Here is a 12798-nt window from a genome sequence, read left to right on the forward strand (position 1 = left end):
CGGGTCGCTGAGCAGGCGCGCCGTCCCGAAGCGTCCGCGAGCCGCAGCGGCTCAGCGAGATGCTCCTGGTCGAGGTGCCCTGACCGGCCGCGTCCTGGGCCGGCCGAACCTCCACAGCAGGCCGGCGGCGGCCAGGGCCGAGATCGCCTCACCGATCGGCAGGCTGAGCCAGAGTCCTGACGGGCCGCGCGTCCCGAGCGCCAGGACGAGCGGCGCCTTGATGATCACGAGCGTGCCGATCGAGATCAGGTACGACGGCGCGGCTCTGCCGAGGGACTGGAAGTAGGCGGAGATGAGAGGCGGGACACCGGCGAAGACGAACGCGATCGCGATGACCCGCATCGCATCGACCGTGAGGGCCGTGGTCGCCGGGTCGCTGACGAACAGCCCTGTGAGCGGCCGCGCGAGCAGGGCGGCGAGTGCTGCGGTGGTCGCCCCGTACAGGACGGTGGCGCGCAGGGCCAGCGTGAGGGTGCGCTGGACGCGGCCGGTCAGGCCCCGGCCGGCGTTGAAGCCGACGATCGGCTGGATCCCCTGGGTGATGCCGATCTGCGGGGTGAACACGAAGGTCTGCACCCGCGCGCACACCGCGTACGCGGTGAGCGCGACCGCGCCGGTCCCGGCCAGAGTCGTGTTGATCAGCGCTGCCAGCAGCGTGGCGCCGAAGCCGGCGAGGAAGGAGGGGGCGCCCACCGCGAGCACCGCCGCGATCGTCGCCGGGTGCGGGCGCAGATCGGCCGGCCGGATCCGGTACGGACGCTCGCGCTGGACGAAGAAGAACCACAGCGCCATGCCGGCCGACACCGCCTGGCCGCCGACCGTGCCCAGAGCCGCGCCGGTGACCCCCAGGCCGCAGACGAAGATCAGCAGCGGATCCAGAACGATCTGCACCAGCACCGGCAGCACCCACAGCATCGTGGAGAAGCGCAGCCGTCCTTCCGCGCGCACCAGAGCCGAGAACCCGGTCGAGAAGATCGACCCTGCGATGATCACTGCCGCGTAGGGCCGCGCGTAAGCCGACGTAGGGCCGGATCCGCCCAGTACGGCCAGCAGCGGGTCGAGCGCGAGCAGACCTGCCACGGTGACGGACGACGCCACGAGCCAGAACACGACGAACGCGTTCCCCGCGGCGCGTGCGGCCTGATCGGGCCGGCCGGCGCCGAGGCTGCGCGAGACCACCGACGCGCCGCCGACGCCGACGGTCGTCGAGACCGCGCCCAGAATCAGGAGGATCGGCGCGACGAGGTTGACCGCCGCCAGGGCCGTCTCGCCGATGCCTCGGGCGACGAACCAGGCGTTGGTGAGCGCGTAGATGCCGTAGACGCCCACCGAGAGCGTCGTCTGGGAGCAGGTCCACCACAGCAGCGGCCCGATCGGGCGGCTGCCCAGCGACTGCGCGTGATCACGCACTGCCGGGCCGCGCCGGCCCATCAGCCGGTCACCGGGTGCGGCCGAACCGCGCCATCAGCAGGTCCAGCTGCGCACGGCCGAAGTCGTCGCCGCCGGGCACCTGGGTGCTTTCATAGGCTCGCTCGATCATCGCCTGGAGCGTCTCGAGCGGGTGCCGGTTCTTCGTGATGCTCTTCATCGCAACTCCCGTCCGGCCGCCCCTTGCCGTGCCTCGGCTCGATCGCCCGCCGGGGGATTCTACAGAAAACCGACATAGGTGACGGAATCTGGCGATGCCAGGCTCATGCAGCAGTGATTCGTCCATGCGCGTGCCCGGTGGGAGCATCACGTCGGCCGGGGATCTCGTGAACGGCGGGAGAAGGAGCGGCTGGTGGGGATCAGGGCGGCCGCGGCAGGAGCGGCGAAGCACACGATCGTGCAGACGGCGAGGAGCCGAAGCCTGCCGGTGGCGGCTCAGGACCGCGAACGGAGGGCGGCCTGTTCGATGACGCGGGCTACGACGTCGGGGTGGGAGACGGCGACCGAGTGCGAGGCGCGCACCTCGGTGACGCGTGAATGCGCGCGCTTGGCCATGAAGCGCTGCGCCGCGGGCGGGATGTTGAGGTCCTCGGTCGCGATCACCGCCCAGCTCGGAATGGCCTTCCAGGCCGCGACGGCGGCCCTCTCCTCCAGCGCTGCCTGAGCGATGGGCCGTTGCGTGGCGGCCATCAGGGCGGCGGCGCTCGCGGGTACGTCCGCCGCGAACTGGTGGTGGTACTTGCCGGCCTTGATGTAGAGGTCGGTGCCGGTGGTACCGTCCGGCAGCCGGTACGGGACGGGGTCGAGCGTGTCGGGCAGGGTGCTGCCGGGGAACTTGCCGGTCAGCTCCAGTGCGGACTCCCCGACGTCCGGCAGGAACGCGGCGACGTACACCAGCGCCTTGACCTTTGTGTCACCCGCGGCCGCGGTGCTGATGACCGATCCTCCGTAGGAGTGACCCACGAGGACCACCGGGCCGTCCACATGGTCCAGGAGGCTGCGCAGTGCCGCCGCGTCGGCGGCGGGCCCGCGCAGCGGGTTGGCAGCGGCGATCACCCGGTAACCGTCCTTGCGCAAGCGCTCGATCACACCGTTCCAGCTGGAGGTCTCGGCGAACGCGCCATGCTCCAGCACGACGGTCGGCTTCGCACCAGCCGGTGCGCTCGCACCGGCGGCGGGCCCGCTCAGCGCGAGCGCACCGAGCGCGCCCACGGCCACAAGTCCCGCCAACGCCCCCGTCCTCAGCCGGGGACGCCGTTCGGAGCGGAGGCTGGAGGAAGACAACATGGGTTTCATCCTTTCGACAGTCATGGCAACAGGCGTGACCGGTGCCCGTCTTCGCCGCGAGGTTGGGTCTGCTCGTCATGCGCGCCGATGACGGCGGCGCGCGACGGCTTGGAGCAGGGCTCGCCGTCGGTCTCAGTGACCAAGTACTGAGTACACGCCGGTCGTCGGTAACTTCAAATGAACCGACGTCACATGCAGTCAACCGACGAGACATCGGCCGAGATCGCCGGTGTCGTGGCCAGTCTCAAGCTGGGTCAGACCCTGGCTGGTCGGGCGGTGCCTCTCCAGTCTCACAGTCCTCAAGTGCTCCGTGGTCTTGCGGGTGAAAGAGGGGATGGGCCCGGTTGGATGCGCAGATCGAGCGGCTGTTCGCAGCTTCGGCGGCACGTATGGCTCCCCGGCGGTCACGAGGGACCTGCACGAGGCGGGCCGGCGGTTGTCGGAGAACTCGGAGAACACCGTCGCGGCGCGGATGGCTGAACTCGGCCTGGCCGGGCGGGTGCCGAAGAGGCCGCGCTGCGCCCGGGCTAGCCGACCGGTCAGGTATTCGGGAGCCGTCGGGTCGTACGCTGGTGGCATGGGACGGACCAGCGATGCCAGGGAGAAGATCCTCGACGCCGCGCGCACGCTCATCGAACTGCGCGGCTACTCAGGCCTAGGCGTAGCGGAGATCTGCAAGGCGGCCGGCGTGCCCAAGGGCAGCTTCTACTACTTCTTCGCGTCCAAGGAGGCCCTCGCCCTGGCGGTCATCGACGAGCACTGGGCCGCCCAGGAACGCGACTGGAGGCGGATCCTGAGCGGTCAGGCGCCGCCGTTGCAGCGGTTGCGGCAGCTGTTCGAGGCGACGGAGGCCACCATGCGTACCGGGCAGCGCAGCTGCGGCAGCGTCGCGGGGTGCCTGTTCGGCAACCTGACGCTGGAGCTGAGCAACCAGACAGAGGCCATCCGCGTACGGCTCCAGGAGATCTTCGCCGTGCAGGTCGAGATGATCGAGGCGGTCATCGCCGAGGCCGTCGCGCGGGGGGAGGCCGGCGTGTCCGATGCCCGGCAGGCCGCACGGTCGGTGGTGGCGCAGCTGGAGGGACAGGTCATGTTCGCCAAGCTGTACAACGACCCGCAGCGGATGGGCGCCCTGTGGGCCGGCTGCCTGGCGCTGCTCGGCGCCGGCGCGCCCGGCGAGGTGGCCGTCGGGCTCTGACGCGCGTTCGCTGGTAGGCGCAGCCTCCCACCTGGCCCAGTAGCATGACGGAGTGGAGCTGCGTCAGCTGCGATACTTCGTCGCGGTCGCCGAGGAGCTGAATTTCGGCCGCGCCGCCGGGCGGCTGCTGATCGCCGGGCCTTCGCTGTCCCAGCAGATCAAGGCGCTGGAACGAGATCTGGGTGTGCGCCTGTTCGACCGGGATCGCCGTTCGGTGTCACTCACCCCGGCCGGGGCCACGCTGCTCGCAGACGCGCGGGCTCTGCTGGAGCGTGCCGACGAGCTGCGTCACCGGGCCCGGCGGCTGTCCGGCTCCGAGCCGGTCCGGCTCGGCTACGTGAACTGGCTGCCGCCGGACCTGGGCGCCCGCACCGCGGCGGTGGCGCAGGTGCACCTCGACGCGTGGGTGGCGCCGTCCCACACGCAGGCGGCCCGTGTCGCCGACGGCGGTCTTGATCTGGCGGTTTGCTGGGTGCGCGCCGCCGACCTGGCGGAACGCGGGCTGCGTGCGCAACTCATCGGCGCCGATCGGCTGTATGCGGTGGCCACCGGTCACGACACCGGCGACGTCTCCGCCCGGGAGACCGCGATCCTGCTCGATGACGACGCCACCTCCTGGTCGTCGTGGAACGTCTACGCCGCGGAACTGGCCGCCCGGACCGGAGCGCGCGCCGTACGTATCTCCGACGGCGGGATCACCGGTCCGGCCTTCTTCGACCACGTACGCCGCTGCCGCCACCCGGTGATCAACTCGCCCAAGGGCCAGACCGCGGCGCTGCCGCCGGATCTGGTGCGGCGGCAGATCGTCGCGCCGGAGGTCTACTGGACGTGGTCGCTGGTGTGGCGGCGAGGAGAGGATCGCACCTCGGTGCTCGACGTCGTGGAGGCCCTGCGCGCCGACGGCCACTTCGGCATTCACGACCCTGGCGCCTGGCTGCCCGAGGACGACCCGCACCGGCGCTGACTGGCCCGACCTCTGTAGGAGCCTGAAGCTCTCAGCTGAGAGGACGCCGGTCCTGGCTCCACGGGCATGAGGCTTGGCCTTCCCTGCGTTAGCAGCCTACGTTGGTACACGAATAGACGACCGATCGTCTATCACCGAAGATCGGCCGTAGGAGAAGGGTTCATCATGAGCATTCAGCAGCAGAGGGTCGCTGTGGTGACGGGTGCGTCGCAGGGCATCGGTGCCGGAGTGGTGGAGGGCTACCGCAAGCTGGCTTACGCGGTCGTCGCGGTCTCCCGCACCATCGCCCCCTCCACCGATCCCCACATCGTGACCGTTCAGGGCGATGTGGCCGACCGGGCCACCGCCGAACGCGCGGTCACCGCGGCCGTGGAGCGGTTCGGCCGCCTGGACAGCCTCATCAACAACGCGGGGATCTTCATCGCCAAGCCGTTCACCGACTACACGCTCGACGACTACACCGCCGCACGCGGAGTGAACCTCGACGGCTTCTTCCACATCACCCAACTGGCCATCGCCCAGATGCTGGAGCAAGGCGGCGGCCACATCGTCACGATCACCACCAGCCTGGTCGACAACGCCGACACGCGCGTCCCATCCGTGCTGGCCTCGCTGACCAAGGGCGGCCTGCAGTCGGCCACCAAGTCCCTGGCCATCGAATACGCCACCCGCGGCATCCGGATCAACGCCGTCTCACCCGGCACCATCAAGACCCCGATGCACCCGCAGGAGAACCACGAGACGCTGGCCGAGCTGCACCCCGTCGGCCGGATGGGCGAGCTGAGCGACATCACCGACGCCGTCCTGTTCCTGGAGAACGCGCCCTTCATCACCGGCGAAATCCTGCACGTCGACGGCGGCATGAGCGCCGGACACCGATCATGAACACCGGCACCGAAGCAGCGCTCCAGGACATCCTGGACCGGTGGAAAGCCGGCATCGACGCACACCGGCCGCAGCAGATCGCCGGCCTGTTCGCCGAAGACGCGATCTTCCAGGGGCTGCGCCCCTACAGCGTCGGCCGGCCCGCCATCGCCGCCTACTACGACTCCCAGCCGCCCGGCCTGGCCGCCCACCATCGCATCGTCGAGACCCGGACCCTCGCCGACGACCTCATCCTCGGCTACCTCGCCGTCGACTTCACCTTCACCGACCGGCCCACCCTCCACGTGTGGCTCAGCGTGCTCGTGAAACGAACAGAAGACGGCTGGCAGATCACCCACTACCAGGTCTCCCACCTCGGCTGAGAACCAAGAACAGGAGACGCGCATGGACATGAAACTCGAAGTGATCGTCGTGCCGGTCACGGACGTCGACCTGGCCAAGAGCTTCTACACAGGGCTGGGATGGCGACTGGACCCCTCCGTCACCACCTTCACCTCAGCCTCGGACCTGGCGGCGGCGCTACGCCGCGCCGCAGCCGCACACGGCGAGCACGAGGCCCGCACCGGCGCCGAGGACCCCGACTGGCCCGACTGGTACGCCGACTACCTGGTAGGCGGACGAGCCGGAAGCGATCTCCCGATATGAACAACCCCACCCACCATGCCTCCGCCTACCGGGCCTTCACCGTCACCGGCCGGCAGCGGTTCGAGCTGGTCGAACGCGTGCGGCGTCCCCCACAGCCCGGACAGGTGCGGATCCGGGTCGAAGCCTGCGGCATCTGCCACACCGACGTCCTCGCCGTGGAGGGCTGCGGCCGGACCCGTCGGCGCCGATCGTGCCCGGTCACGAGATCATCGGCGTGATCGAGGCCATCGGCGAGGGCGCCGGCCCGGCCTGGCAGGTCGGCGACCGTGTCGGCGTCGGATTCCTCGGCGGGCAGGACAACACGTGCGAGTCGTGCCGGCGCGGCGACTACGTCAACTGTTCCGACCAGCCGCAGACCGGCACCGACGTGGACGGCGGCTACGCCGAAGTGACCTACGCGCGGGCGACCGGCCTGGTGCGAATCCCGCCCGGCCTCGACCCACTCGCCGGCGTACCTCTGCTGTGCGCGGGCCTCACCATGTACAACGCGCTGATCTCGGCGTCCGCGCGGCCCGGCTCCCTGGTCGCGGTGCAAGGCCTGGGCGGTCTCGGCCACCTCGGCATCCAGTACGCCCGCACGCTCGGCCACCGGGTCGCCGCCATCGCCCGGGGCACCGCCAAGGCCGCGCTCGCCGCAGAACTCGGCGCCCACCACTATGTCGACAGCACGCAGACCGACCCCGGAGCCGCCCTGCGAGGACTCGGCGGGGCAGCGGTCATCATCGCCACCGCCGCCTCCGGGGCATCGATGTCGCCACTGGTCCAGGGACTCGGCCCACGAGGCCAGTTGGTCGTCGTCGGAGCCGCCCCTGACCCGATCCAGGTGACGACGAGCGACCTCGTCTTCGGCGGCCGGACGGTGCGGGGCAGCCTGACCGGCACCGCGATCGAGAACGAGGACAACCTGCGCTTCGCCCTCGCCCTCGCCCTCGGCATCCGCTCCCGCAACGAGGTGTTCCCGCTGAGCGAGGCGCCCAAGGCGTACCAGCACATGCTCAACGGCGACGCCCGCTTCCGCGTCGTCCTCGGAATGGAGCAGTCATGAAGCCGCTGAATGGAGCCATGGCGCTCGTCACCGGCGCCAGCAGGCGGCATCCGCCACTATCACGAGCGCGGCCTGCTCGCCGAGCCCGGCCGCGACTCCTCCGGCTACCGGCGCTACACCGCCGGAGATGCCATCGACCTCGTCAAGATCAGGACGCTGGCCCATGCGGGTGAAGCGCGAACTCATGGCCGATCCCGAGTTCCGCGCCCTCTACCTCGAACACGACGCCGCCTACTACTGGCCGCCGGACGACCCCCGCCTCCCCGCCCTCGCGGACCGTACCCGGAACCGGTTCACCGGCCACCACAGCCGATCCGAGACCCGCCCCGTCGCCAACCCGGCCATCGCCCGGCTGGCCGCGCAATCCCAGCCCGGAGCCTCATCCCCGGCATGGGACCGTCTCGCCCGACTCATGGAAGGCCAGCCCCGTTTTCCGCACGTGGTGTGTCCAGTCAGTAGCCATCTCGCATGAGACAGCCGGGCGGGGCATCCGGAAAAGGTTGGACCACTACTTTGTGATACTTTATAGTGGTACTCGGCGCTACAGAGTACCGAGAAGGACCTTCCTCGATGGACGACCTGACAGAGATGCTGAAGGGCACGCTCGAAGGCTGCGTGCTCGACATCATCCGCAGCGAGGAGCTGGCGACGTTCTGGGCGAAGTGGGAGTACGTCACCACGCGGATCGACAAGCTCAAGGAGGGCGGAAGATGAGCTTCTGGGAGACCATCACGGGCAGCGATCTCACCAGAGAATGGAAGGCGTTCGAAGCCAGGGCGGCGGTCCTGCCGGTCGATCACCGGGCGGCGTGGGAACAGATGAAGGGTCACCTGTTCCTCTACGGGGACTTCACCGGCCGCAACCTGATGCCGATTCTCGACGGTGCCCTGGGCCTGCTGGAGGAGACGGCGGCCGACGGGCAGAGCATTCACGACGTACTGGGTGACGACATCGCCGGCTTCTGCGCGGCGCTGGCGGGCGAAGAAGGGGTTGGAAACTTCCGCGACCGGTGGCGGGAGCAGCTGAACAGGAACGTCGCCGGGAAACTGGGCCGGCTGGGAGGCTGACGTGGGCGTCCGGGACCTCATCGAGGGCAAGAAGCAGTGGCGGGCGCACATGGCCCGGGTCAAGGCGCTCCCTGCGGACTACGAGATCGTCTACAGGGAGATTCAGAAGTACTACTTCAAGGTCGGACCGATCGACCTGCTCAACGGGTCGCTGCTCGCAGACCTCCTCGACTTCTTCGAGGAGGGCGTCGCGGACGGCAAGGGCGTCCTCGGACTCATCGGCGAGGATGTCGCCGCCTTCGCCGACGACCTGATCAAGGACTCGCGCACCTTCGCGAAGATCCATCAGGAGTCCGTCGCCAGGAAGCTCGGCACAGCCGAGAAGTGACACCCTCTCCTTCCCTGTCAGCGCGGCCATCAGTTCTCCAGCGGCGGATGGTCGAGGTAGCCGCGCTCGTTCCCGCCGTAGTGGGTGCCGGGGTCGGGCTCGTTGTACGGGCCGCCCCGGGTGATCCGTCGCAGCAGGTCCGGGTCGGCGAGCCAGGCCGCGCCGAGCGCGACGACGTCGGCGCCCGAGGACAGGCCGTCCGCGACCGCCTCGTGCGGCGGCAGCGGCTCGGCGTCCCGGTGCGGGTTCTACCACCTCACCGACAGCGGCCGCTCCCTCATCCAGGCCGTGCACGCGGTCGCCTCGTGGGCGGCGCGCGAGGACCGGTGAGCCGTCAGGCCGTGCTCAGGCCGTGCTCAATCCGTCGGTGACGACGCCGAGGATCGGCTCCAGTTCGTCCTTCCTCGTCATGCACGCCGACATCAACGCCCTGACGTCCACGTAAGAGACGTCGGGGCGTACGGCGCCGGCTTTCTGGGCGGCGGCGAGCAACTCCTGCAGCCGGCCGCACAGGTCGGCGCCCGCGCGCTCGCCCAGCTCGTCCAGCCGGCGATCGTCCCCGGCCACCTCGGCCAGGCCGCAGTCCTCCGCGCCCGCCCGTACGAAGGCGGTGAAAAGGGCGAAGAAGGCGGTGCCGGGATCCTCGCGGCGGGCCAGCTCGTCGGCCTTGACGGTGAGCTCGGCCAGCCGGCTGCCCACGATCGCCGCCACCAGATCCTCCTTTGTCGGGAAATGTCGGCTCACCGTGCCCGTGCCCACCCCGGCGCGACGTGCGATCTCGGCCACCGGCACGGAAAAGCCCTCGGTGGCGAACGCCTCGGCCGCCACCTCCAGCACGCGTGCCCTGTTTCGCCGTGCGTCGGCTCGCAAGCGCTCGTCCGCCATGATCCTTGCCTCTCTGTCGACAACCGGGACGGCCATCCCGTATAGTCCGGCAATAAGCGGGATGTCCATCCCGATTCTAGGAGGTCCTCACATGTCGAACCAGCGCACCCTGGGAATCATCGGCAGCGGGAAAATCGGCGGCGCCATCGCCAGGTTCGCCGTGAACGCCGGCCTGAACGTCGTCCTCAGCAACTCCCGCGGCCCGGACACCCTGGCCGGCCTGGTCGAAGAGCTGGGCCCCTCGGCCCGCGCCGCCACTCCCGCCGAAGCCGGCGCCGCCGGCGACTGGGTCGTGGTCTCCATCCCGCTCAAGCATCACCACCAGGTCCCGGTGGCGCCGCTCGCGGGCAAGGTCGTCCTCGACACGACCAACTACTATCCCGAGCGCGACGGGTCGATAGCGGAGCTGGACGCCGAGCAGGTCACGACCAGCGAGCTGCTCCAGCGGCACCTGCCCGAGAGCAAGGTCGTCAAGGCGTTCAACAACATCTGGGTCGACCACCTGCTGTCCCTGGCCCGCCCGTCGGGCGCGCCCGACCGTACGGTCCTGCCGATCGCCGGCGACACGGCCGAGGCGAAGGCCGCCGCGAGCGAGCTGATCGACCTGCTCGGCTACGACACCCACGACGCGGGAACCCTCGCGGAAAGCTGGCGCTTCCAGCGCGACACCCCGGCGTACGTGAAGGTGTACTTCAAGAACCAGCAGGAGCTGACCGCGGACGACCCCGGCGGCCCGGCGAACGCCGAGCAGATCCGCGCCGCGCTGGCCGCGGCTCGGCGCCCCTGAACCGCCGCCAGGTCGCAGGAGCGAACGAACCGATCCCAGCTCGATCAGCGCGCCGGCCTTCCGGAGATCGGCTGCACCCACGGGGTGAGGTCCGGGCGTTTGGCCGTGCGGCCGTCGCCTGAGGAGCGGCCACGCAGGCGGCGGGCCATCCAGGGGCCCGCGAAGGTCGCGAACCAGCGCACCTCGTCCGCCGCCACTCGCCACCTCGCCGCAGGAGGCAGCGGCGGGAAGGGCAGCATCCACGAGTCGTCGCTGCCGGCCAGCCCCAGCGCGTGCGCCATGGCGGCGGCGATGCGGGCGTGGCCGACCGGGCTCGCGTGCAACCGGTCCACGCTCCACATCCGCGCGTCCGTGGCGAACTCCAGCCCGTACGTGTCCACCAGCGTGACTCCGTGGCGGGCGGCGGCGGACCGGATGTGGTCGTTGAGGTCGAGCACCCTGGGCACCAGCGGCCGGGCCATGGGGGCGATCCTGCCGATGTCGGGGAACGTCACGCTGACCACGTGCGCCCCCGCCCCGGTGAGCGCGGCGAACATCTCCTCCACCGCGCTCGCCACCGCGGCGGCGTCGAAGCCGGGGCGGATGATGTCGTTCATCCCCGCCATGACCGTGACCAGGTCGGGCCGCAGCGCCAGCGCGGCGTCCAGTTGCTCGTCGCGGATCTGCGCCGCCACCCGGCCCCGCACGGCCAGGTTGGCGTAACGAAGCTCGGGGCTGACGCGGGCCAGGTGCTCGGCCAGGCGGTCGGCCCAGCCGCGGTGGCCGTTGACGTCGTCGCCGTCGCCGAGCCCTTCGGTCTGGCTGTCTCCGAGCGCGACGTAACGCGCGTAGGCGGTCATGAGGTCTCCTTCTCGATGTGCGCGCGGGCGCGCGCCTCCAGCGTCCGCGCGGTACGCAGGCACCAGTCGCGCGTCTCGCGGGCCAGCCAGCAGCCGGCCTGGCAGGACAGGTACGGGCCCACGGGGTCGCCCTCGCGCAGGAACGTCTCCTCGTCCAGGTCGCCGCGCAGGCCGGCGAGGATCCGTTCGAAGATCTCCAGCTTGGCCTCTTCCTGCCGCGCCCGCTCGTGCAGCTGCTCGATCACCGGCCCGGCGTCGAGCAGGTCGACGGCGTGCACCTTGACGGCCAGGTCGTCACGCAGCACCAGCGGCCTGGCCGGAGCCTCGGCGAACGTGGCCAGCTCGGCCAGCCCGGCCTGGGTCACCCTGAACACGCGCTTGTTGGGGCGGCCCCGCTGGACCACCTCCCGGCCGGTGACCAGGCCGTCGGCCTCCAGCTTGGTCAGCTCGGCGTAGAGCTGCTGGGGGGCGGCGTACCAGAAGTTGGAGACGCCGATGTCGAAGATCTTGGTGAGCTGGTAACCGCTGTACTCGCCGTCGAGCAGGGCCGCCAGCACCGCATGCCGGAGAGCCATCAGTAATACTCATGAAATTGAGTAGTCATAGCGATGACTATAGGCGAGTGCCGCGAAGATGGGGAGCATGAACGCATCGAAGCCTCATCCCTACCTCCTCGACAATGCCAGGACGGAGGCGGGCGAGCGGTTCACCTGGATCTCCGAGCTGTTCGACGGCGTCACGCTGGGGCACGCCGACCGGCTCGGCGCGCGGGAGGGCGCGCGCTGCTGGGAGGTGGGCGCCGGAGGCCCCGGCATCCCCGAGGCGCTCGCCATGGCCGTAGGACCGGCCGGTCACGTGCTCGCCACCGACATCAACACGTCCTGGCTCGCCCAGGACGCCGGCTACGAGGTGCGCCGGCACGACGTCGCGACGGACCCGCCGCCGGGCACGTTCGACGTGGTGCACGCCCGGCTCGTGCTCGGCCACGTGCCGGACCGGGCCCGCGCGCTGGAGACGATGGTGGCGGCGCTGCGGCCCGGCGGCTTTCTGCTGGTCGAGGACGCCGACACCGAGCTGCAGCCGCTGGCCTGCCTGGACGAGACCGGCCCCGCCCAGCGGCGCGCCAACCGGCTGCGGCGCGCCGTCCGCGAGCTGATGGCTCGCCGCGGCACCGACCTGCGCTTCGGCCGTACGCTGCCGAACGCCCTGCGCGCGGCCGGGCTGGCCGACGTCGCGGCATCCGCGTTCTTCCCGGTCGGCGGGGCGGCCTGCGCCAGGCTGGAGAGCGCGACGGTCCGCATGCTCCGCGCCGACCTGCTGGAAGCGGGGCTGGCCGACGACGCCGAGATCGACGCCCACCTGGCCGCCGTGGACGCCGGCGAGCTCGACCTCACCCTCGCCCCGCTGATCTCCGCCTGGGGACGCCGCCCCGCATAGCCG

The 12798-nt window shown here is 70.6% G+C and carries 19 protein-coding genes and 2 pseudogenes; 15 read left to right on the plus strand and 6 right to left on the minus strand.

Annotation, left to right across the window (positions count from 1 at the left end; all coding sequences use genetic code 11):
* Window positions 1-51: 51 nt before the first annotated feature.
* From AB0K18_RS30265 to AB0K18_RS30275, 3 genes are all read right to left on the minus strand, one after another.
* Window positions 52-1410, minus strand: coding sequence for an MATE family efflux transporter (locus AB0K18_RS30265; RefSeq protein WP_364920864.1), 1359 nt, complete (start codon window positions 1408-1410; stop codon window positions 52-54).
* A 28-nt stretch (window positions 1411-1438) separates the two neighbouring features.
* Entirely contained in the window at window positions 1439-1588 is a 150-nt protein-coding gene (locus AB0K18_RS30270; protein WP_364920867.1) for a hypothetical protein, read from the minus strand.
* Window positions 1589-1863: 275 nt separating this feature from the next.
* Window positions 1864-2658 (minus strand): alpha/beta hydrolase, encoded by a 795-nt coding sequence (locus tag AB0K18_RS30275; RefSeq protein WP_364920870.1) that lies wholly within the window; start codon window positions 2656-2658, stop codon window positions 1864-1866.
* Window positions 2659-3292: 634 nt separating this feature from the next.
* Here AB0K18_RS30275 and AB0K18_RS30280 point away from each other — a divergent pair.
* From AB0K18_RS30280 to AB0K18_RS30340, 13 genes and pseudogenes are all read left to right on the plus strand, one after another.
* A complete protein-coding gene (locus tag AB0K18_RS30280) occupies window positions 3293-3913 on the plus strand; it encodes a TetR/AcrR family transcriptional regulator (protein WP_364920873.1) in 621 nt (206 codons plus the stop codon).
* Between the two features lie 52 nt (window positions 3914-3965).
* Window positions 3966-4877 (plus strand): LysR family transcriptional regulator, encoded by a 912-nt coding sequence (locus AB0K18_RS30285; RefSeq protein ID WP_364920876.1) that lies wholly within the window; start codon window positions 3966-3968, stop codon window positions 4875-4877.
* Between the two features lie 165 nt (window positions 4878-5042).
* Window positions 5043-5762: an SDR family oxidoreductase gene (locus AB0K18_RS30290; RefSeq protein ID WP_364920878.1), complete on the plus strand. Its 720-nt coding sequence runs from the start codon at window positions 5043-5045 to the stop codon at window positions 5760-5762.
* Window positions 5759-6124 carry an SgcJ/EcaC family oxidoreductase gene (locus AB0K18_RS30295; RefSeq protein WP_364920881.1) on the plus strand — a complete coding sequence of 122 codons (366 nt, stop codon included), beginning with the start codon at window positions 5759-5761 and terminating at the stop codon, window positions 6122-6124. The genes AB0K18_RS30290 and AB0K18_RS30295 overlap by 4 nt, the downstream gene beginning before the upstream one ends.
* A gap of 22 nt (window positions 6125-6146) precedes the next feature.
* A complete protein-coding gene (locus AB0K18_RS30300; protein WP_364920883.1) occupies window positions 6147-6407 on the plus strand; it encodes a hypothetical protein in 261 nt (86 codons plus the stop codon).
* Window positions 6404-6768, plus strand: a pseudogene (locus tag AB0K18_RS30305) (alcohol dehydrogenase catalytic domain-containing protein); the annotation flags it as partial. The gene AB0K18_RS30300 and the pseudogene AB0K18_RS30305, both read left to right, overlap by 4 nt.
* A 117-nt stretch (window positions 6769-6885) precedes the next feature.
* A complete protein-coding gene (locus AB0K18_RS30310; protein WP_364921180.1) occupies window positions 6886-7452 on the plus strand; it encodes a zinc-binding dehydrogenase in 567 nt (188 codons plus the stop codon).
* 9 nt (window positions 7453-7461) lie between these two features.
* Window positions 7462-7566 (plus strand): annotated as a pseudogene (locus AB0K18_RS30315) (MerR family DNA-binding transcriptional regulator); the annotation flags it as partial.
* A 49-nt stretch (window positions 7567-7615) separates the two neighbouring features.
* Window positions 7616-7924 carry a hypothetical protein gene (locus AB0K18_RS30320; protein ID WP_364921200.1) on the plus strand — a complete coding sequence of 103 codons (309 nt, stop codon included), beginning with the start codon at window positions 7616-7618 and terminating at the stop codon, window positions 7922-7924.
* 98 nt (window positions 7925-8022) lie between these two features.
* On the plus strand, window positions 8023-8166 hold the full coding sequence (locus AB0K18_RS30325; RefSeq protein ID WP_364920886.1) for a hypothetical protein: 144 nt from the start codon (window positions 8023-8025) through the stop codon (window positions 8164-8166).
* Window positions 8163-8519 carry a DUF1048 domain-containing protein gene (locus tag AB0K18_RS30330; RefSeq protein ID WP_364920889.1) on the plus strand — a complete coding sequence of 119 codons (357 nt, stop codon included), beginning with the start codon at window positions 8163-8165 and terminating at the stop codon, window positions 8517-8519. Before AB0K18_RS30325 ends, AB0K18_RS30330 begins: the two co-directional genes overlap by 4 nt.
* Window position 8520: 1 nt before the next feature.
* Window positions 8521-8847, plus strand: coding sequence for a DUF1048 domain-containing protein (locus AB0K18_RS30335; RefSeq protein WP_364920891.1), 327 nt, complete (start codon window positions 8521-8523; stop codon window positions 8845-8847).
* Between the two features lie 120 nt (window positions 8848-8967).
* Window positions 8968-9177: a hypothetical protein gene (locus AB0K18_RS30340; RefSeq protein ID WP_364920894.1), complete on the plus strand. Its 210-nt coding sequence runs from the start codon at window positions 8968-8970 to the stop codon at window positions 9175-9177.
* Window positions 9178-9192: 15 nt separating this feature from the next.
* On the opposite strand, the gene AB0K18_RS30345 is transcribed toward AB0K18_RS30340, so the two are convergent.
* Window positions 9193-9732, minus strand: a complete 540-nt coding sequence (locus AB0K18_RS30345) for a helix-turn-helix domain-containing protein (RefSeq protein WP_364920897.1) — start codon at window positions 9730-9732, stop codon at window positions 9193-9195.
* Window positions 9733-9823: 91 nt separating this feature from the next.
* Here AB0K18_RS30345 and AB0K18_RS30350 point away from each other — a divergent pair, with 91 nt between their 5' ends.
* Window positions 9824-10519 (plus strand): NAD(P)-binding domain-containing protein, encoded by a 696-nt coding sequence (locus tag AB0K18_RS30350; RefSeq protein ID WP_364920899.1) that lies wholly within the window; start codon window positions 9824-9826, stop codon window positions 10517-10519.
* A 44-nt stretch (window positions 10520-10563) separates the two neighbouring features.
* On the opposite strand, the gene AB0K18_RS30355 is transcribed toward AB0K18_RS30350, so the two are convergent.
* Window positions 10564-11358 (minus strand): SGNH/GDSL hydrolase family protein, encoded by a 795-nt coding sequence (locus AB0K18_RS30355; protein WP_364920902.1) that lies wholly within the window; start codon window positions 11356-11358, stop codon window positions 10564-10566.
* Window positions 11355-11933: a PadR family transcriptional regulator gene (locus AB0K18_RS30360; protein ID WP_364920904.1), complete on the minus strand. Its 579-nt coding sequence runs from the start codon at window positions 11931-11933 to the stop codon at window positions 11355-11357. The genes AB0K18_RS30355 and AB0K18_RS30360 overlap by 4 nt, the downstream gene beginning before the upstream one ends.
* Window positions 11934-12000: 67 nt before the next feature.
* On the opposite strand from AB0K18_RS30360, the gene AB0K18_RS30365 reads away from it, so the two are divergent.
* A complete protein-coding gene (locus tag AB0K18_RS30365) occupies window positions 12001-12795 on the plus strand; it encodes a methyltransferase domain-containing protein (RefSeq protein ID WP_364920907.1) in 795 nt (264 codons plus the stop codon).
* Window positions 12796-12798 lie beyond the last annotated feature (3 nt).

The sequence above is a fragment of the Nonomuraea sp. NPDC049421 genome (assembly GCF_040677005.1).
Taxonomy (GTDB): Bacteria; Actinomycetota; Actinomycetes; order Streptosporangiales; family Streptosporangiaceae; genus Nonomuraea; species Nonomuraea salmonea.